An 18,601-nucleotide genomic window follows, 5' to 3' on the forward strand; every position below is an offset into this window, starting at 1 on the left:
TTTCCCGCCGGTGTCGAAATCGCTCAAGTGACCGTCGAAGGCTCCCAAATCTACTTCCACGCTGCGGGTGGAGGGTGGGTATGGCACTCGGGCGTCGAGGGTTTCTCAAAGCGGCTGCCGGCGTGACGGGGGCGGGTGGGCTCACGGCCCTGGCCGGCTGTGCCTCGTCCTGTCCGGACAGTGACCCGCCGGACCCGGCCGAACAGGTTTCGATCGATGCCGAGCCAGTCGGGCCATTCAGCGCCCCTCCCGAGGGTCGCTGGCCGGCGGTGCGAGGCGGGGGTGCCAACACTGGGTTCTCGACCGGACAGCTTCCCCCGGCGGATCTCGAACTCCGGTGGCGGGCCGATCTCGACATCCCGACCGAGGACGGTGTTGGGGTCGTCGCGAGCGCCCCGGTCGTGGGCGACGAGCAGGTCTACGTCGCGGACTCCACGCGAGTTCACGCCCGGTCGGTCCGAACCGGCGAGCCCCGATGGAAGTTCGGGCCGCTCCCGGTGACCGAAATTCCCAGTTACTCACACCGGGCCAAGACGATCGCCCCGCGAATTGGTCCGGATGGGCACGTGTTCGTCGGCACCGAGGACGGACTCGTCGTGCTCGACGCCGCGGACGGCACCGTGCGCTGGCGAGTCGATGCGATGCAGGCTGTCGCCCCACCGGCGGTCACCGCGGCGGGAGTCTACGTCCAGGGGGCCCAGTCGGTCCAAGCGCTGGAGCTGGACGGCACCCCACGCTGGAACCGTGCTGTCGAGGCCGATGGGGAGCAGTACCAGCCGGCAGCAACCTCGCGGGCCGTCGTATTCCCGCTGGCGGATGGCATCGAAGCTCGCGACCCGGAGACCGGCGAGCGTCTGTGGCACCGCTCGATCCGTCCCGAGTCCGCCCCAGTTCTGGATGCCGGGATCTGCGTTTTGGGCACGACAGATGGGCTGGTCGGTCTGGATGCCCGTTCGGGAACCGAGGAGTTTCGCTACACCCGTGGGGACTACCTGGCACTTCAGTCCCCGGTCGTCACGCCCGAGACGATCTATGCCGTGGAGCAGCCACCCGAGGCTGGCGCAGCCGCGTTTGCGCTTTCGCGGGCTGCTGACGGACTCACGCCCCGGTGGTGTTCCGCGATCGGTGATGGTGCCATGGCAGCGGCGACGGCCGAGCACGCCCTGACGAGTACCTCGGTTGGTACCGGCCCTGACGCTGGACACGGTATCGTCGCCTTCACGGCAGATTCGGGGGCCGTGCCCTGGGCCGTGGTGGGCGGCGGGCGATCGGACACCTGGACCAACCCGCCGGCCATACTCGATGGGGCGCTGGTCGTGAGTACCCGAGGCGGTCGAATCGTCGCCGTGTCGGGCGCGGAGACATGACCAGCCTTCGTCGAGATGGGCCGGCGCTCGCTGCGCTCTTTGGTGGGTTGCTCGCGTTGCTGGCCGCGATTCCGCCCGCCTGGTACGGAAGCCGGCCCCGGCAGTCCTACCTGTTCGATCCACCGGCTTTCAGTCCACTCTGGATCGAGCGAGAGTTGATGCCGGTACTGGCGGTACTGGCCGCGCTCGGTCTCCTCGTCGGGCTGGCGGCACTGGTCTGGCGGGATCGCGAGCGAAGTGGATGGCTCTGGGGTACGGGGGTCGCTGCCGTCCTGGGGGCCAGTCTGTTTACGATTTCGCTCTTCGGGCTGACCGTGGCCAGAGGCGACACCGCTGCGCCCGACCCGTATTCATCGATTGCCTGGCTGCTGCCTGGGCTACTCGGAGGCCTGCTCCTCGTGGTGGGGCTTGTTCTTCTCGGCGCGGTGTACCTTCGGCGCGGTCGCTCCAGGCTCGGTGGCGTCCTCGTGGCGGTCGGTCCGGCGACGATCGGAGTAGGTGTGCTCCTTCCCGAGCCAGTCGCTGGTGTGGCTTCCGCTGGAGCGCTGGCCGTTTTGGGCGTGGCGCTCTCGGTGGAGCTTCACCGGGGGTGGCCGGAACGAGGGGACGACTAGCTGTGTAAGTTATGTGGATGCACTAGCTAACCCCTCCAAAGGGATTATATACCCTCTTTCCATTATTTTCAAACGAGTTACTATCATGACTACCTACTACGACTTCGTCCTCGGTCTCATTCCGCTGGTCTTGTTCGGCTTCGGCGGCGGGCTTCGACTGGCTGGTCTGCGATTCGAGATCGCCGTCGCAGTCGGCGGCCTCCTCGCGATGGGACTGATCGGCCACGCACTGTTCGTCAACGCCCCCGTTGATTCCACTCAATCCTCGAGTACTGAATCTGTCAGCACCGGGACGTCGGCCCCGATGGCCGACTGAGCCCCTTTCACAGCCAAACGATTTCTGGCATCCGTTCGACTAAGTACCTTCGCCGCCGTGTTCAGCTATGGCACGCGCAGTCGGCGTCGACTGGGCCGGAAACGGCTGGGTCACCGCGGTGATCCCCGAGACCGGATCGCCGGCGGTAGCGTTCTACCCGACCGTCCTCAACCTCTGGCGAGCCCACCGCGAGGCCGACCGGATTCTCATCGACATCCCGATCGGGCTTACCGAGACCGGCAAGCGGGCGTGTGACCTCGCCGCGAAACGCGAACTCGCCGGGCGGCAGGGGAGCGTCTTTCTCACCCCCACGCGGGAGGCGGTCTACGCCCCGAACATCGAGACCGCGAAGGAGCGCCAGCGGCCGGCCGAGTTCAGCGTCCAGAACCAGGCCTGGGCGATCGTCCCCCGGATTCGGGAACTCGATGGATTCCTCCAGGCCTTCCCGGAGATCCCGGCCGAGACGTTTCGGGAGGCCCACCCGGAACTCAGTTTTGCCGGGCTGAACGGCGGGACACCGATTTCGGCCTCGAAAGGAACTGATGCCGGTCGCGAGGCGCGACTGGCCGCACTCGAATCACACGATCCCACACTCGTGGAGGCCTACGAGCGCGGTGTCGAAACCCTCACGAAACCGTCCTACGCCCCGACGATCGGGGCCTCGAAGACGGATGATATTCTGGACGCGCTGGCCCTCGCGGCCGCGGCTGCAGCGGGCCCCGAGGCCCTGACTCAGTTGCCTGAAACCCCACAGCACGACCCGGTACTCGACCGGCCGATCGAGATCGTCTATTACTCTGGGGAGTGACTGGCGACCAATTCAGCAACCTCGGTTGGTGTGGCCCCGACTGGGACTCCGGCCGCTTCGAGGGCCTCGATCTTGTGCTGGGCCGTGCCAGTGCCCGACCCCGAGGCGATCGCGCCGGCGTGGCCCATCCGGGTGCCCTCAGGGGCGGTCCGCCCGGCGATGAACCCCACGACCGGCGTGTCCATCTCCCGCTCGATAAACGCTGCGGCCGCCTCCTCGTCCTCGCCACCGATCTCGCCGATCATCACCACGGCCTCGGTCTTCGGGTCCCGCTCGAAGGCTCCCAAAGCGTCCTGGAAGTCCATCCCGACGATGGGATCGCCACCGATTCCGACCGCGGTGGACTGCCCGAGTCCGGCACTCGTGAGGTTCTCGACGATCTGGTAGGTCAGCGTGCCGGATCGGGAGACCACGCCCACGGACCCGGGCTCGAAGACACTTCCCGGGAGAATGCCCAGTTTGGCGGCCCCTGGGGAGATGACACCTGGGCAGTTCGGCCCCAGGAGCGTCGTGTCGACCTCCTGGCTGCGTCGGTAGACCCGGGCCATGTCCTGGACCGGAACGCCCTCGGTGATGGCCACGACCAGATCGAGATCGGCGGCCAGGGCCTCGAACAATGCGTCACCCGCGAAGGCCGGTGGGACGAAGACGACTGACGCGTCGGCGTCGGTCTCCACGACGGCGGTTTCGACCCGGTCGTACACGGGGACGCCGGCGACGGTCTGGCCGCCTTTCCCTGGGACGGCCCCCGCGACGACGTTCGTCCCGTACTCCAGCATCGCCTCGGCGTGGAATTGCCCCTGTGAACCGGTGAGGCCCTGTACCACGACCCGCGTGTCCGCGTCGACGAGAATACTCATTGGGCACCTCCCTGGGAGAGTTCGACGGCCCGTTTCACGGCCCCTTCGAGGGTTTCGACGGTCTCGACTGCGTCGGTCAGGGCGTTTCGTCCCGCCTCCGCTTTGGTCCCCGCGAGTCGCACCACCACTGGATCGGGGAGGGTCTCGTACTGCTCTAGGGCCTGGTTGATCCCCGAAGCCACTTCGTCGCCCCGCGTGATGCCGCCGAAGATGTTGAGCAGGACGACCGAGACGTTCGGATCGTCGAAGACCACATCGAGGGCCGCAGCGACCCGATCGGCGTCGGCCCCGCCGCCGATGTCGAGGAAGTTCGCGGGCGACCCGCCGAAGTGATCGATGAGATCCAGCGTGGTCATGACCAGGCCGGCCCCGTTCCCGACGACCCCGACCGAGCCGTCGAGTCGCACGTACTCCAGGCCGGCGTCGGCGGCCCGTGTTTCGAGAGTTCCCTCCCGACGTTCGGCGTCGAAATCGGCGAGTTCCGGCTGTCTGAACAGAGCGTCGTCGTCCAGATTGAGGACGGCGTCGGCCGCGATGACGTCCCCGTCGGCGGTGACCATCAGCGGGTTGATCTCGGCGTCGGTGGCGTCCCGGCGCTCCCAGATCGCATAGAGGGTTTCGAGGACGCTCGCCACGTCGCCGGCGACCGAGCGGTCGATTCCGGCCCGGTACACGGCGTTTCTGGCCTGGTAGGGATGTAACCCGAAGGCCGGATCGACGTGTTCCCGGCCGATGGCTTCGGGGGTCTCCTGGGCGACGGTCTCGATGTCGACCCCGCCGCTGCCCGAGGCCATCACGACCGGCTGTTTCTCGCCCCGATCCATCGTGACCCCGAGATAGAGCTCCTGGGCGGCCTCGACGGCGTCCTCGATCAGGACGGTCTCGACCTGGTAGCCACCGATCTCCATGCCGAAGATCGACTCGGCGGCCGCCCGGAGTTCGGCGTCCGTGGCGACGATCTTGATGCCGCCCTGCTTGCCACGGCCCCCGACGGGGACCTGAGCCTTGATCGCGACCGGGTAGCCGAGTTCCCGGGCGACCGTGAGTGCCGCCGACTGATCCGTGGCTGGCTTCGAAACTGGCGTCTCGATGCCGGCCGCGGCGAAGACCTCCTTCGCCCGGTACTCGTGTAAGCGCATGCCAAATGAGGGGACTGGATCGGACATAAACCTTCCCGGGCGGGGACTTAACCGGGTCGCGGGCGTGGACTGGGGTATGCGAGCTGTTCGCTATCACGAATACGGCGACCCTTCGGTACTGGCCGTCGAGACGGTCGATCGGCCGGAACCTCGTGGGGACGAACTACTGATCGAGGTGGCGGCGGCCGCCGTCAACCCCGTCGACACCTACTTCCGAACCGGCACGTACACCCCGGCCGGCCTCCCGATGATCCCCGGGGCCGACGTCGCCGGAACCGTCGCGGCGGTTGGCCCGGATGTCAGCAAGTTCGAACCGGGCGATCGGGTCTTCGGCACCGGGCTCGGTCGGGACCGACAGGGAACCTACGCCGAGTTCGCGGTGGGTCCGGAGACACATTTCGCCGCACTGCCGGCCGGCATCGACTTCGATTCGGGGGCCGCGATCGCTCTCGTCGGCGTCACGGCCTGGCGCGCACTGGTCCACCACGCGGGGCTCGAACCTGCCGAGACCTGCCTGATACACGGTGGCGGTGGCGGTGTGGGCCATGTGGCCGTCCAGCTGGCGGCCGCGACTGGGGCCGAGGTCATCGCGACCGGGCGGCCAGCGATCCACGACGAACTCTCCGCGCTGGGGGCCGATCACACCCTGGACTACGCCCGGGACGACCTGGCTGACGCCGTCATCGAGGCGGGTCGCCCGGCGGTGATCCTCGATCATCGCCTCGACGAGTACCTCCAGTTCGACGCCGAGGTCGCCCGTGTGGGGACTCGCGTTGTCGGAATTGGGAACACTGAGCCCGAAGCGGGATTTGGGAACGTTGCCGCGGCACGAGCGACGGACCTCGAACTCGTGTTGATGAGCATGTTCAACACGCCACGTTTCGGCCCCGTGCTCGATCGGCTCGGTACTCTCATGCAGGCCGGCGAGATCCGACCACGGATCGCCCGAACCTACGACCTCTCGGACGCAGCGACGGCCCAGCGAGCCGTGCTTTCCGATCAGTTCCTCGGCAAGCTCGTCGTCGAACCGTAGCTATTTCCTCGTGACAGTCTACCATACCGTATGGACGTTACCTTCGACTTCACCGATCAGGTCCCACTGGTTACGGGTGTCTCCGGGAGTCTCGGCAGTGCCGTCGCCGAGGCCTTCCTGGCGGCCGGGGCGACCGTGGCCGGAACGGACCGCCGCCCGCCGAGCGAGACCGAGAGCGATCTCGGGACCGAGCAAATCGACTTCTACGAGGCCGACCTCACGGACGAACCGGCCGTCGAGTCGTTAATCGCCGAGGTCATCGAGGACCACGGCCGCCTCGATTATCTGCTGAACGTCGCCGGCACCTGGGCCGGCGGCGATCCCATCGAGGCGACCGACCTCTCGACCTTCGAGATGGTCTTCGACGTGAACCTCAAGACCATGTTTCTCGCCTCGAAACACGCGCTCCCGCACCTGCAGGCGACCGAGGGGGCGATCGTCAACGTGAGCGCGAAAGCCTCACTCTCCGGGGGCGAGGGCGACGGGCCGTACCGGGCCTCGAAAGCCGGCGTGCGGTTGCTCACCGAGACCATCGCCGAGGAGCAGTCCGGGGTCGTTCGGGCCAACGCCATCATGCCGAGTGTCATCGACACGCCGGCGAACCGGGAGATGATTCCAAACGGCGACTTCGACGCCTGGGTCGCGCCCGAGGATATCGCCCGGACGATGCTCGCACTCTGCAGTGACGCGACAGTCGCCACGAGCGGCGCGGCCGTCCCCGTCTTCGGCGAGGCCTAATCGGAGAACTCCGCTCCCGCATCCTGGACGGTCAGCACCGGAACCGTCGCGGAGCGGACCACCCGCTCGGCCACACTGCCCAGAAGCAGGCGGTCGAGGCCACCCCGGCCGTGGGTGCCCATGACGATCAGGTCGCCGTCGTGATCGGTGGCGTACGCCACGATCTGCTGGCTGGGCCGTCCCTCCAGGCGAACCTGCTCGACGGGAACGTCCCGGATAGCGGCGGCCTCCGTGACCATTTCGAGGGCCGTCTCGCCCTCCTGTTCGAGCGCCTCGGAGATTCCCTCCATGGAGCCCTCCGTCGGGACACCCGAGAGGCTCGCCAGGTTGATCACGTAGAGGGCGTGAATCTCCGCGTCGTGGACCGCCGCGAGTTCGACGGCGTGTTCGATCGCGGGGCGACTCGCCGCCGAGCCGTCCGTGGGGACGACGATCCGATCATAGAGGCCCATGCGTGCTGATTGTTGGCGCTCGCCTCTTAACTGTTCGCCGGGAGGTGCACCCGTTTCAGATCCGCGACCCCTGCCCGACGGACGATTGCTCTGATGGGGTCCTGATAGCCGGCGAGGTTGTCCGTGTCCCCGTCGAGCACGAGTAACTTGGCCGGGCGGCCCGGGGCGAGGATGCCGCCGGGCCGGTCGGCGATCGCCGTCCCCGCCAGGGTCGCCATCTCCAGGACTTCCGTCGCCGCGAGGTCACAGCACTTCGCGAGAAACTCCATCTCGCGGAACATCGACGGCCCGTTGAGCATGACGTTGTCCGTGCCCAGCGCGACAGTGGTGTACTCACGAAGCTTCGAGACCGGCGGGAGTCCCACGCCGGTCACCAGGTTCGATCGTGGGGAGACGACGATCGGGATCTCCAGGTCAGCGACCCGTTCGAGGTGCTCGTCCTCGGCGTGGACCATGTGGACGAGGTGGTCCGGCTCCAGGTCCAGGGCCGCCTCGATGTCGGAGGTGTCCCGCTCGCCGGCGTGGATTCCGAAGGGCTTGCCCGCCTCGCGGGCCGCTTCACGGGCCGCCTGGAAGTCGCCGTCGTTTGTCCCGCTGGCACCGTAACCGGTTGCGACCGAGAGGACCTCTGGGTCACCGCGACCGAAGGAGAGGGCCTCGATATCCAGGCCCTCGGCGGCCCGGTCCAGGGCCTTCACGCCCTCGATGCCCTCCTCCCGAAAGTCGACGAACGTCCCGGTGCCGCTTTGCTGCATGAAAGAGAGGGTCCGGCGCATGGCCTGTACCTGTTCTTCGACACTCGCCTCGGCCAACAGTTGATGTTTCAGCCCGTCCGGTGGGGCGACCAGCGCTTCCAGGCTGCGCCCGCGGCCGGCCTCTTTCGCGATCGAGTCCCCGACGTGCGTGTGGGCGTTCACGAACGCGGGGAGGATGATGTCATCGCTCTCGACGGGGGTCTCCTCGATGGCCGTGATCGTTCCGGCCTCCACGACGACCCGCCCCTCGAGTACGTGGAAGTCCGAACCGACGACGATCTGCCCCTCGAGTCTCACGCCGAATCACCCCCGAAGTCGGTCAAGGATGCATAGCGCCCCGGCGAGTCGGTCTCGGTAATGCGCGAGCCCGTGATCTTTAGTCCGAGAACGGCTTCTGCGGCCCGGCCGACGGCCTCGGTACGGGCTTCCGGGGCGTAAACGCCCAGTCGCCACTGCTCTCGCTGGGCCTGTTCGAGTGCCCGGACGACCGTCGACTGGGCCGGCAGGCGTCGGATCTCGCCGTTCACGATAACCCGGGTGGTGGACTCCTGCATCGATGGTGGGTCCTGGACGTCGACGAGCACCTGGTCGACCTCGACCCCCGCGCGCTCGGCGATGGTCGCTTCGGTGTCCCTGATAGTTTCGGGGGTGGCCTCGATGAGTTCGCCGGCCCGGTCCTGGCCGACGTCCCCGTATTCGGCCCAGATGGCCCGCTTGTAGAGTCGGCGGTCGGCCAGTCGCCTGGCGAGGGGGGCTGCACCCTCGGCCTCCCGAAGCGCGACCTGCAGGGCCGGGTCGTCCATTCGGGCGACGGTCTCGGCCGAAACCGCTCCCGACTCGAGGAGGCGCTCGGTCGCCCGCTGGAGCATTCGCTTGGTGATTCTGGTGACGTGGTGGTTGTACACGGTGGGGTTCATCAGCGCCCGGGCCACCAGCAGACTCTCTGCGGTCTGGACGTTGCCCTCCGCGAGGACTAAATTCCCGTCGACGAAGCGAAGGGCCCGGAGGAGCCGCTCGATGTCGATCGTGCCGTAGGGCACGCCGGTGTGGTGGGCGTCCCGGACCAGGTAGTCCATTCGATCCACGTCGAGTTCCCCGGCGATTAGCTGGCCGAGTCGCCCGTCCCCGGCGATCAGCCCCACGACCCGGTCGGGTTCGATGTCGTGAGCCAGGAGGATGTCGGCCACGTCTCCCGTAAGCAGGTCCTCGACGTCGTCGTGCTGCCGCCCGGTCCGGTGATAGAGGAGGTCTTCGAGCGTGTGACTATAGGGGGCATGGCCGATGTCGTGCAAGAGCGCGGCGGCTCTGACCGTCTTGGCGTCCTCGCCCCGGATGTCCAGGTGATCGAGGACCCGAGTGGCCAGGGCATAGACCCCGAGGCTGTGTTCGAAGCGGGTGTGATTCGCGGAGGGGTAGACGAGCGAGGCCGTCCCCAGTTGGCTCACCCGTCTGAGCCGCTGGACCGGCGGCGTGTCCAACAGGGCCGCCGCCACGCCCTCGACCTCGATGTGGTCGTGGACGCTGTCCTTGATCGTGATCATGTGACGGATTCGTCGGGTTCGCACAAAAACGTCTGGATGGGTCACAAGGGTTTACCGCCCCGACCGCCTTCACCCGCGCATGCCGACCGTTCTCGCTGGCGGAACCGGAACCCCAAAGCTCCTCTGGGGGACCGATCCGGTTTTCGATCCGGAGACGGTCACCGTTATCGCCAACACCGGTGACGACGTGGAACTCGGCGGGTTGCTGGTCTGTCCCGACATCGATTCGGTCCTCTATGGCCGGAGCGATCGACTCGACCGCGAGCGCTGGTGGGGCCAGGCAAACGATACGGCGACCACCAACACGGAACTCGCTGCACTCACGGAAGCGCTCGACCGGGGGGACGACCCTCGATACCTTCCCGACACAGCACAGACGGCCGGCCGGGACCTGGCCCGCTTTCGTCGCTTCTCTGCGGCCCCGGAGTTTCTCCACATCGGCGATCGGGACCGGGCCGTCCACCTCCTCCGGACTTCGCTGCTTGATGAAGGTCACTCGCTTACGGCAGCCACCCGACAGCTTGCAACGGCCTTTGGGCTCTCGGTGTCGGTGCTTCCGATGAGCGACGATCCGGTCGCGACCATCGTTCATACTCCGGCCGGCGAGATGCACTTCCAGGAGTTCTGGGTCGCTCGCGGCGGCGAGCCGACCGTCTCGGACGTCGAGTTTCGCGGCGCTAAAGCGGCCGAACCCACCCAGGCCGTGCTCGACGCCCTCGCGGAGCCAGTCGTCATCGGGCCGGCCAACCCCATTACGAGTCTCGGTCCGATGCTCGCTCTTGCGGGGGTTCCCGCGGCGCTCTCCGAGACGACCGTCGTCGCCGTCTCGCCGTTCATCGAGGACCAGGTCTTCTCGGGCCCGGCCGCGAAACTCATGCGCGCCGAGGGCTACGAGGCCTCGACAGCGGGTGTCGCTGCGGCGCTGCCCTTCGTCGATGCCTTCGTGCTCGATACCGCGGACGGGACGAACCTGGACCGGCCCACGATCCGCACCGACACGAAAATCGAGACGAAAGCGGACGCGACGCGGGTCGCCAGGGCGACCAAAGCGGCTCTGGAGGTCGTCTGATGTTCGAGCCCCGCCTCGCGCTCGCGAGTTTGAGTGGCGAGTCGGACGCCCAGTGGGCGACCGCGGCCTCGCCGTGGGCCGGGCTGGCGTTTCTCGGTGGGCTGGCCCTCGACGACCCGACACGGGCGGCCGCTCGCGAACTGGTCGCCGAGCGTGACCGCAAAGAGTTCCTCCCGGCCGATCCCTTTGGGTTCATGGACGCTCAGCTCGGCCAATTGGCGGATCTGAATATCGAGCCGGGATTCAACGTCCGGGCCGTCGAGCCAACTGCGCTACGCCGGGCCGCCGCCATCTGTGAGGAGCACGACGCGGTTCTCGAAATCAACGCCCACTGCCGGCAGCCCGAGATGACCGATCGGGGTGGCGGGCAGGCGTTGCTCCACGAGCCCGAACGACTACGAGAACAGGTCGCGGTCGCGAGTGCGACCGGGGCGACGGTGAGCGTGAAAGTTCGGGCGGAAGTGGACGGAGTCGATCTCCCCGCGCTCGGCGAGTCACTCGTCGCGGCCGGGGCCGATATCCTTCACGTCGACGCGATGGACTCGGAGCCGGTGGTGGGTGCGATCGCCGACCGGGTCGACGCCTTCCTCATCGCGAACAACGGGGTTCGTGACCGGGAGACGGCTCGAAACTACCTGCAACGGGGTGCAGATGCCGTCAGCGTGGCCCGGCCCAGCGACGATCCACGGGTACTGGATCGGGTCCTTCGGGGCGTCCAGGAGAGCTAGGAACGAATGGTTTTAACCAGGCCGGCCGGTAAGCCACGATATGGCAATCAAGCCCGACTACGTCAAAAAGACCGGAACGATCCTGCTCGAACGATATCCCCAGGCCTTCCAGGCTGACGACTTCGAGCACAACAAGGAGAGCGTGACCGCCCTGACCAACATCGAGTCCAAGGGGGTCCGCAATCGGATCGCCGGCTACGTCACGCGCAAACTCAACTGAGCGGCAAATCGCTCCCAATCAGAAGGGCTTAGGGCCGGGCTGCCAAACGCCGGGTATGATTCAGGTTGGCATCCTCGGTGCGACCGGGGCCGTCGGACAGCGATTCATTCAGCTTCTCACCGATCATCCGGAGTTCGAACTACGCGTTTTGACTGCCAGTGAGGCCAGTGCCGGTGAGTCCTACCGAGCGGCCGCCAAGTGGCGGGTCGACTCGCCCATCCCCGAGCGCGTTGCGGACCAGACGGTCCGGCGAACGGAGCCAGATGCGATTCCTGACGACGTCGACTTGCTCTTCTCCTCGCTCCCCTCCGATGTGGCAAGCGAGGTCGAACACGACTTCGTGGAGGCGGGCTATGTGGTCTCCTCGAACTCCTCGAACGAGCGCCGGGCGACGGACGTGCCTCTGGTCATTCCGGAGGTCAATCCCGAACACCTGGACCTGATCGAGGCCCAGCGGGCGAATCGGGGCTGGGACGGCGCGCTCATCAAGAACCCGAACTGCTCGACGATCACGATGGTTCCCGCCCTCGCAGCCCTGGAGCAGTTCGGGATCGAACGGGTCCACGTCGCGACCCTCCAGGCGGTCTCGGGGGCCGGCTACTCCGGGGTCTCCTCGATGGACATCATCGACAATGCGATCCCGCACATCGGTGGGGAGGAGGAGAAGATGGAAGCGGAGTCCCGGAAATTGCTGGGCGAGTTGGGTGACGGCGAGGTTCAGTACCACGATGCTGCGGTCACCGCTTCCTGCAACCGGATCCCCACGATCGACGGCCACCTGGAGAACGTCTTCGTGGAGTTTGCGGAGGACCCCGATACCGAGGCCGTCGCGGCTGCCTTCGAGGACGCCGAGACGATCGACCTGCCGACGGCCCCGGACCCGCTCATCACCGTCTTCGAGGATCCGGAGCGGCCACAGCCGCGGCTGGATCGCATGGTCGGGGACGGCATGGGCATCGCGGTCGGCGGCATTCAGGAGACCGAGACGGGGATCAAATTCAACGTCCTCGCACACAACACGATCCGGGGTGCGGCCGGCGCGAGCGTGCTGAACGGCGAACTGCTGGCCGAGGACGGCTGGCTGTAGCTACCGGACCTGATTGACCAACCCGTCGAAGGAGCCTGTTTCTGCAGCGATTTCGACGTTTTCCGCCAGGATGTCTGCCCGCCGCTCCCAGTAGTTCGGCGTGAAGCCGGCGTGATGGGGCGTCAGAAAGACGTTGTCGAGTCCCCAGAGTTCGTGGTCTGCCGGCAGCGGCTCGGGGTCGGTGACATCGAGGGCCGCCCCACGAATCCCGTTTCGTTGGAGTTCGCTCACTAGCGCTTCGGTCTCGACGATCGGGCCGCGTGCGATGTTGACGAGCACACTATCAGGCGACATCGTTTCGAGGGCCGTCTCGTCGATCAATCCGCGAGTAGTTTCGGTGAGTGGGCTCGCGACGACGACGTAGTCACTGCGTGCGAGCGCGTCGTGGAGGGCCTCGCCTTCGAGGCCGGCGATCTCGTCGGCCGGGCCGCCCTTCTCCGGGGTGTATCGCAGGCCGATCGTGTGCACGCCGAAGGGTTCGAGTCGCTGGAGGACGGCTTGCCCGATCGCACCGAGACCGATGACGGTCACGGTACTCCCCTGGAGTTCGTGGGTCTGGAAGGCCTGCCACTCCCGGCGTTCCTTCTGTCGCCAGGCGGTCGGGAACCCCCGAGCGAACGACAGGATGCTCCCGAGGACGTACTCGGCGATGTTCGGCCCGTGGACGCCCGAGCCGTTGGTCACGGCGATGCCGTGGTCCTCGAGGACGTCGAGTGGGAGGTGTTCGGTCCCGGCGTAGGTCCCGGCGAAGAGTTCGAGGTTCTCGGCCCGTTCGACGGCTTCCGGGTCGATGTTCGTCCCGGCCGCGATCTGGGCGGTCCGGAGCAACGCTCGCTCCTCGCTCGGTGTTCTGGCGACGCTGATTTCGGCTTCGGGGAGCCGTTCTTCGAGGGCCGCGGCGTAGGACTCGCCGTCCAGTCCCTGCAACTGCTGTCTGAGCACGACGATGTCGACTGTCACACCCTCCGGTAGGGGGAGCCCTATGAAAAGTTTCGGCCCCGGTCGGCGGACAGGTTTTTCCGCGGTCCCCGCGCATACTGACCTGCGTGCCGTAGTCCCCGCCCGAGCAAGCCTCCCAGGGCGCGATGACCGGTGGAGAACCCCGGCACGCGACAGACACGCCCGGCACGAGGGTTACCCGGCCGACGCGGCACGCCGCCAGGGATGACGTCGGGAGTTAGTGTTCCGGGCGACATTCGACCGTATCGAGCGCTTGCTTCGCACGCCGTCCGCTTGGGAATTTCTGGCCAAACACTCAAGAATTGCGTACACGTATTTTAGGTATGGCGACCATAGAAATCGATGACGACGTTTACGAGGCGTTACAGCTCCCGGAGAGGGAGCGCTCACCCGCGATGAAGCGGGAGTTAGCGGTCTCGCTGTACGCCCGCGATATCCTTTCGTTCGGAAAAGCCCGTACGTTGGCAGAGATGTCGAAACGGGAGTTTCAGGAACTCCTCGGCGAACGTGAAATCGTCCGTCACTACGGCGAACGAGAACTCGAAGAAGATCTCGACTATGCCGGATAGCGGGCTGGTTGTTTCTGATACCTCGCCACTCCTGAATCTCGCGCTCACCAACTCCAAACCACGGTACCTGAAATTGCCGGCACAAGCGGATTGTGCCCCCGATATTTGCACTGTTTGGACTCGACGGAAGTAGTATCAGGGGAAGCCCGGGAATCAGGGGGAGAGAACCGACGTCGTCCCGCACTTCCCAGAGTCTCCAAAGAGACTCTACTGCATGGTATGCCATGCACCCGGTTATGCTTTGTGGCAATTCGAAACGGTCACAAATCTCACGGTATGCCGGACGAACTCAACGGGACTTCTCCAGTTCGGTGACTTGCACTTCCCAGTCGGGGAGTTGCTCCCCGTTACGGAGCACCCAGGACCCTGCCGGCGGGACGTCGTTTTCATACGCCGATCGGAGCACGGCCTGGAGCGTCCGCTCGAAGTCGGTAGCCGAGGCGATGGTGTCGTCGTCGGAGTGAGGGAGGTCTGACATAAATAGGTGGAACCCTGATGAGCCAACGCTCTAATTGTGAGCCTACCTGGTGGCCCGACAGCCATAGTAGTACCGATGGCCCTGGTATACCAGGGTGAAAGCCAGTATTCGGCCGTCTCCGTGCCTTTAACCGTCGTTAGTGTGAATGTAGCGTAATGAGTGCAATCGTGGAGCTCGAACTGCCGGCGACGGCATTCGAGCTGGGGCAGCTCCTCGACGTGGGTCCTGGGGTACGGGTCGAACTGGAGGGGATCGTCCCGTTCGGGGAGCGCCGGGTGCCCCTCATCAAAGTCGCTGCCGGACGGGACCAGTTCGAGGCGTCCCTCCGGGACCAGGGACCAGTCGCCGACATCTGGGTCGTCTCCGAGCACGCGGCGATGGCACTCTACGCCCTGAACTGGGCCCGCTCCGGTGACCGGTTTCTCGATACGGTCAACCAGTTCGACGGGGAGGTCCTGGATTCGGAACGGCGGGGGTCCGTCTGGGACTTCGAGATCCAGTTCGAGTCCCACGAGAACCTGACGGACTTTCGGGCCGCCTGTCAGGAGACGGGCCTCCCGATCGAGATCACGCGGCTGTTCAATCCCACTCGACCCGACGCAGGGCCCTGGTACGGGCTGACGGGACCCCAGCGGACGGCCCTCGACCGGGCCGTCGAGGCCGGCTATTACGAGATCCCGCGACAGATCACCACGAAGGCCCTCGCCGCCGAGTTCGGCGTCTCGGATCAGGCCATGACCGAGCGACTTCGGCGGGCCATCGGGAATCTGGTGACGAACACGATCCAGACCGCCGAGCCCCCAATCGGGCGGCCGTAGCCGGACGACCCTGGCTCAGTCTTCGAAGATGCGCGTCTCGAAGGCCTGATCCGAATCACGAACCAGCCGCTCGTTCCCCTCGTGCTCGCGTAACTGACCCGCATCGAGGCCGGCGTTGACTCGCTCGATCGTCGCCGCGGTGACCTTCTCCGTGACTTCGAACTCTTCGACCGGACTCACCACGCCCCACATCGCACCGACAGCGTGGAGCACGACGGCCACGGGCGTCAGCAGGAGCAACACCGGCCAGAGAAGCGGGTGTTTGCGATACGCGAGTGCACCAAAGAGCATGTAGACAAAGAGGATTCCCAACAGGCCGGTCGAAATCAGGCCGTAGAATTCGATCCCCGGGGCAGTCCCGGGCAGCAAGAACGATGCGAGGACGAGCAGCGGCACGAACGGGGAGAACGCCCAGGCGATCACCCGGGTCAGATAGAGCGGCCGGTAGTGAGCAGGCAACAGGTGGTCGTCCCCGATGGTGCCGGACATCCAGCGCCGCCGCTGTTTGAACATGGCCCTGATCGACGGCGGGGCCTGGTTGCGAAACCGGGCGTCGACAAGCTGGTACTCCAGATCGTAGGCCTCGGCGGCCCGCCAGATGAGGTTCGTGTCCTCCGTGATCGTCGCGACGTTCCAGCCAAGTTCTTCTTCGATCTCCCGGCGGATGGCAAAGCCACCGCCCCAGGCATAGAGCGGGTAGTTCAGGCGGTGGAATCCGAGCTGTTCGAACTGATAGCCCGTCCGGAAGATCTCCGCGAGGTAGGAAAACCGCGACCCCGTGTAGATCGGCTTCTCGGTGAACTGGACGAAATCCGCGTCCGGGAGGCCGGTGAGGTCCGTGACGATCGTATCCTCATCGAGGTAGAGGACGTACTCGGTGTCACACTCGACGTGGCGTCGGGCCCACTCCACCGCACGGCCCTTGTTCGTCGCCGCACACTCGAAGTCCTCGGGCACGACATGGACGGTTGCGCCGTCGATTTCGATCTCCCGCTCCGCGATCACTCGGATGTTGGCGATACCGTTTGGAATTGCGTCGACGGTGGTCTGTACCACCGATTCGGCTCCGATGGTCAGGATTCGCACCTGGATCTCTTCGAGGCCCCAGGCGTCCGTCGAGTCCGGTCGCCAGCCCCTGGAGAGGCCAAACGTCTCGATCACCCACCAGAGTGACGAGAACCCATACACCGCCAGGGCGGCCCAGAGGAGGACTGCGAGAACGACTTGCAGCGTCTCTATCGCCACCACGAGTGGGTTCCGGGTCGGCCCGAACTTAAGAAGTGTGGATTATCAGATGCCGAGCCACTCGTCGTTGCGGACCTCGTAGCCGTTCTCGCGGCAGTAGTCCGCGGCTCGGCGACGCACGCCCCGCGAGCCGGGAAGTTCCCCGTTCTCCCGGAGGCTTTCGAGGATCCAGTCCCGGAGGACGGGAATCCCTTCGTCATCGTCGACCGCGTCGATCGCCTTCAGTTCGAGGAAGGTCTTCTCGTAGGTTTCCAGCTGTGACCCCGTCAAGGAGGCGCCCTGGATGGTGTCTGTCTCCTCGACGATCCGCTTTAGCGCCGTAGCGATCGACGGCCGCTGAATTCGCATGCGAACCTCCGCCGGGCGGTTGAACGAGATCGCCTCGGTCGCGGGCAGGAGTTCGGCGACGCTGTAGGCCTGCTCGAGTCCTTCGAGTTCCTGATGCCCCATCTCGGAGACCACCTCCGTCGCCGTGACGGGGAACTCGAGTTCTTCGAGGGCCGTCTCGAAGAGGGCAAGTTCCCCCTCGTCGATCTCGGGTTCCGGCTCGTCCATCCGTTCGAGCTCCGACGCGATCGCTCGCTTTCGCTGCCGTCGGTCCGCGTTCCTGGCCTGCTTCTCCCGGCCTCGTTTGTCATCCGGCATACCCGAAACTCGGAGCGGCTCGGTCATAGGTTTGTGGGCTGTCGGGAGCCTACTACCGACACGACCGTCGTCGGGAACCGCAGCGGCCGGACGGTCGGGATTTCCGCCGTTCCGGGTGTGTATCCTCGGCCCGTGGTTCTGTCTCGACCGTCTCCGGGCTCGATTCCCGGTCGTCTGTCGCATCGGTTTCTCTCCGGAGCGAGCGCTCCACGTCCGAGACCGTCTCGTTCTCGAACAGCGTCTCCAGCTTTCGTTCGAACTCGACGTCGTCTATCTCGCCGGCGACGTACCGTTGTTTGAGCGCTTCGAGACTCGTTGCCTTTTCGGAGGGCTGACTGGTGCTGTCCTCGCCGAATGAGAGCGACCCGCTCGCTACAACCGCCACGACTACGGCACTCGCGAGGAGGGCCAGTATCGGCCACTGACCCAGTCCCAGGCCCGTCTGTGCCAGCACGGCAACGAAGATCCCGCTCGCGAGTAGTGGCCAGAGCCGTCTCATCGCTCGTCGTCGAGACGAAGCGTCGCCCGTCGTCGCTCGAACTCCTCCTCCGAGATGTCTCCGCGTGCGTATGCGGTCCGCAGTTCCTCGATTGCACCGTCCCCGGAACGGCCGAGTCGGTGATCGCCGTCTCCGGCGACCGCCTGGAAGAGAACGTACGCCCCAGCGACGAGAAGTGCGAGGAAGAGCAGCTGTGCGAACGGTCCCAGCAGCCCCATTCCGCCACCGAAACCGCCGTATCCGCCACCCATCATGCCGCCGTACCCACCGCCCATCGTTCCATAGCCGCCGGTGGCCCCTGAGCGGAACGTTGGAACGAGGAGGATGAGTCCTGCGAGAGCCAACACGCCCAACCCGACCCGCTTGCCCAGGCTGTTCATTATCGATCACCCCCGAGATCGGCGGTAGTATGGGTCGGATTCGGTCGGACTGGAACACGTATCGGTTCGGTCGGTTGGTCGGTCATCGTCTATCACCCCGTAGATCTCCTCTGGGGTTATCTTCCTGCCCGAAAATGTAGTCCACAAAATCGCTTAGAACTTTTATACTGCCTGTTAATCGTTTTTCGTCAGAAAGACCGTTTATCCGTGACGAGTTTGCCCCAAAGCGATCCCCGTCCGAATTCAGCCGGGAGGGGAGGGTTTTCATATCCTCGAAAGC

23 protein-coding genes are annotated in these 18,601 nt (G+C 65.8%); 12 read left to right on the top strand and 11 right to left on the bottom strand.

The window, feature by feature from the left end; all coding sequences use genetic code 11:
- Positions 1-80 precede the first annotated feature (80 nt).
- From HSR6_RS02510 to HSR6_RS02525, 4 genes are all read left to right on the top strand, one after another.
- On the top strand, positions 81-1,367 hold the full coding sequence (locus tag HSR6_RS02510) for an outer membrane protein assembly factor BamB family protein (protein WP_070364468.1): 1,287 nt from the start codon (positions 81-83) through the stop codon (positions 1,365-1,367).
- Entirely contained in the window at positions 1,364-1,981 is a 618-nt protein-coding gene (locus HSR6_RS02515; protein ID WP_071932702.1) for a hypothetical protein, read from the top strand. The genes HSR6_RS02510 and HSR6_RS02515 overlap by 4 nt, the downstream gene beginning before the upstream one ends.
- A gap of 85 nt (positions 1,982-2,066) precedes the next feature.
- The gene (locus HSR6_RS02520) at positions 2,067-2,297 is read left to right on the top strand and encodes a hypothetical protein (protein WP_070364470.1); all 231 of its coding nucleotides are present in this window, start codon (positions 2,067-2,069) and stop codon (positions 2,295-2,297) included.
- A gap of 67 nt (positions 2,298-2,364) precedes the next feature.
- The gene (locus tag HSR6_RS02525) at positions 2,365-3,105 is read left to right on the top strand and encodes a DUF429 domain-containing protein (RefSeq protein ID WP_071932703.1); all 741 of its coding nucleotides are present in this window, start codon (positions 2,365-2,367) and stop codon (positions 3,103-3,105) included.
- Here HSR6_RS02525 and sucD read toward each other — a convergent pair.
- Both sucD and sucC read right to left on the bottom strand, forming a co-directional pair.
- Entirely contained in the window at positions 3,090-3,965 is an 876-nt protein-coding gene (sucD, locus tag HSR6_RS02530; RefSeq protein WP_071932704.1) for a succinate--CoA ligase subunit alpha, read from the bottom strand. The two genes, HSR6_RS02525 and sucD, sit on opposite strands and share 16 nt — an antisense overlap.
- A complete protein-coding gene (sucC, locus tag HSR6_RS02535) occupies positions 3,962-5,104 on the bottom strand; it encodes an ADP-forming succinate--CoA ligase subunit beta (RefSeq protein WP_071932705.1) in 1,143 nt (380 codons plus the stop codon). The genes sucD and sucC overlap by 4 nt, the downstream gene beginning before the upstream one ends.
- A gap of 76 nt (positions 5,105-5,180) precedes the next feature.
- On the opposite strand from sucC, the gene HSR6_RS02540 reads away from it, so the two are divergent.
- Positions 5,181-6,137 carry an NADPH:quinone reductase gene (locus HSR6_RS02540; RefSeq protein WP_071932706.1) on the top strand — a complete coding sequence of 319 codons (957 nt, stop codon included), beginning with the start codon at positions 5,181-5,183 and terminating at the stop codon, positions 6,135-6,137.
- A gap of 30 nt (positions 6,138-6,167) precedes the next feature.
- Entirely contained in the window at positions 6,168-6,875 is a 708-nt protein-coding gene (locus HSR6_RS02545) for an SDR family oxidoreductase (RefSeq protein ID WP_071932707.1), read from the top strand.
- Here the strand turns inward: HSR6_RS02545 and HSR6_RS02550 are convergent.
- From HSR6_RS02550 to HSR6_RS02560, 3 genes are read right to left on the bottom strand one after another with little or no spacing between them, the layout of a single operon-like run.
- The gene (locus HSR6_RS02550; protein WP_070364476.1) at positions 6,872-7,327 is read right to left on the bottom strand and encodes a universal stress protein; all 456 of its coding nucleotides are present in this window, start codon (positions 7,325-7,327) and stop codon (positions 6,872-6,874) included. The genes HSR6_RS02545 and HSR6_RS02550 overlap by 4 nt on opposite strands.
- 26 nt (positions 7,328-7,353) lie before the next feature.
- Positions 7,354-8,379 (bottom strand): amidohydrolase family protein, encoded by a 1,026-nt coding sequence (locus HSR6_RS02555; protein WP_071932708.1) that lies wholly within the window; start codon positions 8,377-8,379, stop codon positions 7,354-7,356.
- Positions 8,376-9,623, bottom strand: a complete 1,248-nt coding sequence (locus HSR6_RS02560; protein ID WP_071932709.1) for an HD domain-containing protein — start codon at positions 9,621-9,623, stop codon at positions 8,376-8,378. The genes HSR6_RS02555 and HSR6_RS02560 overlap by 4 nt, the downstream gene beginning before the upstream one ends.
- A 79-nt stretch (positions 9,624-9,702) precedes the next feature.
- On the opposite strand from HSR6_RS02560, the gene cofD reads away from it, so the two are divergent.
- From cofD to asd, 4 genes are read left to right on the top strand one after another with little or no spacing between them, the layout of a single operon-like run.
- Positions 9,703-10,692 (top strand): 2-phospho-L-lactate transferase, encoded by a 990-nt coding sequence (gene cofD / locus HSR6_RS02565; RefSeq protein WP_071932710.1) that lies wholly within the window; start codon positions 9,703-9,705, stop codon positions 10,690-10,692.
- Positions 10,692-11,420 (top strand): tRNA-dihydrouridine synthase, encoded by a 729-nt coding sequence (locus HSR6_RS02570; RefSeq protein WP_071932711.1) that lies wholly within the window; start codon positions 10,692-10,694, stop codon positions 11,418-11,420. Before cofD ends, HSR6_RS02570 begins: the two co-directional genes overlap by 1 nt.
- A gap of 40 nt (positions 11,421-11,460) precedes the next feature.
- Positions 11,461-11,640 (top strand): 30S ribosomal protein S17e, encoded by a 180-nt coding sequence (locus HSR6_RS02575; protein ID WP_070364481.1) that lies wholly within the window; start codon positions 11,461-11,463, stop codon positions 11,638-11,640.
- A gap of 55 nt (positions 11,641-11,695) precedes the next feature.
- Positions 11,696-12,727 carry an aspartate-semialdehyde dehydrogenase gene (gene asd, locus HSR6_RS02580; protein WP_071932712.1) on the top strand — a complete coding sequence of 344 codons (1,032 nt, stop codon included), beginning with the start codon at positions 11,696-11,698 and terminating at the stop codon, positions 12,725-12,727.
- On the opposite strand, the gene HSR6_RS02585 is transcribed toward asd, so the two are convergent.
- Positions 12,728-13,687, bottom strand: coding sequence for a D-2-hydroxyacid dehydrogenase (locus HSR6_RS02585; RefSeq protein ID WP_071932713.1), 960 nt, complete (start codon positions 13,685-13,687; stop codon positions 12,728-12,730).
- A gap of 323 nt (positions 13,688-14,010) precedes the next feature.
- Between HSR6_RS02585 and HSR6_RS02590 the strand changes: the two genes are divergently transcribed.
- Positions 14,011-14,256 (top strand): UPF0175 family protein, encoded by a 246-nt coding sequence (locus HSR6_RS02590; protein WP_070364484.1) that lies wholly within the window; start codon positions 14,011-14,013, stop codon positions 14,254-14,256.
- A 289-nt stretch (positions 14,257-14,545) separates the two neighbouring features.
- Here HSR6_RS02590 and HSR6_RS02595 read toward each other — a convergent pair whose 3' ends face one another.
- Positions 14,546-14,734 carry a hypothetical protein gene (locus HSR6_RS02595; protein ID WP_070364485.1) on the bottom strand — a complete coding sequence of 63 codons (189 nt, stop codon included), beginning with the start codon at positions 14,732-14,734 and terminating at the stop codon, positions 14,546-14,548.
- A 155-nt stretch (positions 14,735-14,889) separates the two neighbouring features.
- On the opposite strand from HSR6_RS02595, the gene HSR6_RS02600 reads away from it, so the two are divergent.
- Complete coding sequence (locus HSR6_RS02600) at positions 14,890-15,552, top strand: helix-turn-helix domain-containing protein (RefSeq protein ID WP_070364486.1); 663 nt, start codon at positions 14,890-14,892, stop codon at positions 15,550-15,552.
- A 15-nt stretch (positions 15,553-15,567) separates the two neighbouring features.
- Here HSR6_RS02600 and HSR6_RS02605 read toward each other — a convergent pair whose 3' ends face one another.
- The 4 genes from HSR6_RS02605 to HSR6_RS02620 are packed head-to-tail and all read right to left on the bottom strand — an operon-like array spanning position 15,568 to position 18,321.
- On the bottom strand, positions 15,568-16,800 hold the full coding sequence (locus HSR6_RS02605) for a glycosyltransferase (RefSeq protein WP_070364487.1): 1,233 nt from the start codon (positions 16,798-16,800) through the stop codon (positions 15,568-15,570).
- Positions 16,801-16,842: 42 nt separating this feature from the next.
- Positions 16,843-17,442: a DUF5789 family protein gene (locus tag HSR6_RS02610; RefSeq protein WP_071932714.1), complete on the bottom strand. Its 600-nt coding sequence runs from the start codon at positions 17,440-17,442 to the stop codon at positions 16,843-16,845.
- A 52-nt stretch (positions 17,443-17,494) separates the two neighbouring features.
- Positions 17,495-17,941 (bottom strand): SHOCT domain-containing protein, encoded by a 447-nt coding sequence (locus HSR6_RS02615; RefSeq protein WP_071932715.1) that lies wholly within the window; start codon positions 17,939-17,941, stop codon positions 17,495-17,497.
- Positions 17,938-18,321: an SHOCT domain-containing protein gene (locus tag HSR6_RS02620; protein ID WP_071932716.1), complete on the bottom strand. Its 384-nt coding sequence runs from the start codon at positions 18,319-18,321 to the stop codon at positions 17,938-17,940. Before HSR6_RS02620 ends, HSR6_RS02615 begins: the two co-directional genes overlap by 4 nt.
- Positions 18,322-18,601 lie beyond the last annotated feature (280 nt).

Origin of the sequence: Halodesulfurarchaeum formicicum (assembly GCF_001886955.1) — an archaeon.
Taxonomy (GTDB): Archaea; Halobacteriota; Halobacteria; order Halobacteriales; family Halobacteriaceae; genus Halodesulfurarchaeum; species Halodesulfurarchaeum formicicum.

Bases quoted from the DNA above. Each gene is read 5' to 3' on its own strand.
- HSR6_RS02510 (WP_070364468.1), top strand. From the start codon at position 81: ATGGCACTCGGGCGTCGAGGGTTTCTCAAAGCGGCTGCCGGCGTGACG.
- HSR6_RS02515 (WP_071932702.1), top strand. From the start codon at position 1,364: ATGACCAGCCTTCGTCGAGATGGGCCGGCGCTCGCTGCGCTCTTTGGT.
- HSR6_RS02520 (WP_070364470.1), top strand. From the start codon at position 2,067: ATGACTACCTACTACGACTTCGTCCTCGGTCTCATTCCGCTGGTCTTG.
- HSR6_RS02525 (WP_071932703.1), top strand. From the start codon at position 2,365: ATGGCACGCGCAGTCGGCGTCGACTGGGCCGGAAACGGCTGGGTCACC.
- sucD (WP_071932704.1), bottom strand. From the start codon at position 3,965: ATGAGTATTCTCGTCGACGCGGACACGCGGGTCGTGGTACAGGGCCTC.
- sucC (WP_071932705.1), bottom strand. From the start codon at position 5,104: ATGCGCTTACACGAGTACCGGGCGAAGGAGGTCTTCGCCGCGGCCGGC.
- HSR6_RS02540 (WP_071932706.1), top strand. From the start codon at position 5,181: ATGCGAGCTGTTCGCTATCACGAATACGGCGACCCTTCGGTACTGGCC.
- HSR6_RS02545 (WP_071932707.1), top strand. From the start codon at position 6,168: ATGGACGTTACCTTCGACTTCACCGATCAGGTCCCACTGGTTACGGGT.
- HSR6_RS02550 (WP_070364476.1), bottom strand. From the start codon at position 7,327: ATGGGCCTCTATGATCGGATCGTCGTCCCCACGGACGGCTCGGCGGCG.
- HSR6_RS02560 (WP_071932709.1), bottom strand. From the start codon at position 9,623: ATGATCACGATCAAGGACAGCGTCCACGACCACATCGAGGTCGAGGGC.
- cofD (WP_071932710.1), top strand. From the start codon at position 9,703: ATGCCGACCGTTCTCGCTGGCGGAACCGGAACCCCAAAGCTCCTCTGG.
- HSR6_RS02570 (WP_071932711.1), top strand. From the start codon at position 10,692: ATGTTCGAGCCCCGCCTCGCGCTCGCGAGTTTGAGTGGCGAGTCGGAC.
- HSR6_RS02575 (WP_070364481.1), top strand. From the start codon at position 11,461: ATGGCAATCAAGCCCGACTACGTCAAAAAGACCGGAACGATCCTGCTC.
- asd (WP_071932712.1), top strand. From the start codon at position 11,696: ATGATTCAGGTTGGCATCCTCGGTGCGACCGGGGCCGTCGGACAGCGA.
- HSR6_RS02590 (WP_070364484.1), top strand. From the start codon at position 14,011: ATGGCGACCATAGAAATCGATGACGACGTTTACGAGGCGTTACAGCTC.
- HSR6_RS02595 (WP_070364485.1), bottom strand. From the start codon at position 14,734: ATGTCAGACCTCCCTCACTCCGACGACGACACCATCGCCTCGGCTACC.
- HSR6_RS02600 (WP_070364486.1), top strand. From the start codon at position 14,890: ATGAGTGCAATCGTGGAGCTCGAACTGCCGGCGACGGCATTCGAGCTG.
- HSR6_RS02610 (WP_071932714.1), bottom strand. From the start codon at position 17,442: ATGCCGGATGACAAACGAGGCCGGGAGAAGCAGGCCAGGAACGCGGAC.
- HSR6_RS02615 (WP_071932715.1), bottom strand. From the start codon at position 17,941: ATGAGACGGCTCTGGCCACTACTCGCGAGCGGGATCTTCGTTGCCGTG.
- HSR6_RS02620 (WP_071932716.1), bottom strand. From the start codon at position 18,321: ATGAACAGCCTGGGCAAGCGGGTCGGGTTGGGCGTGTTGGCTCTCGCA.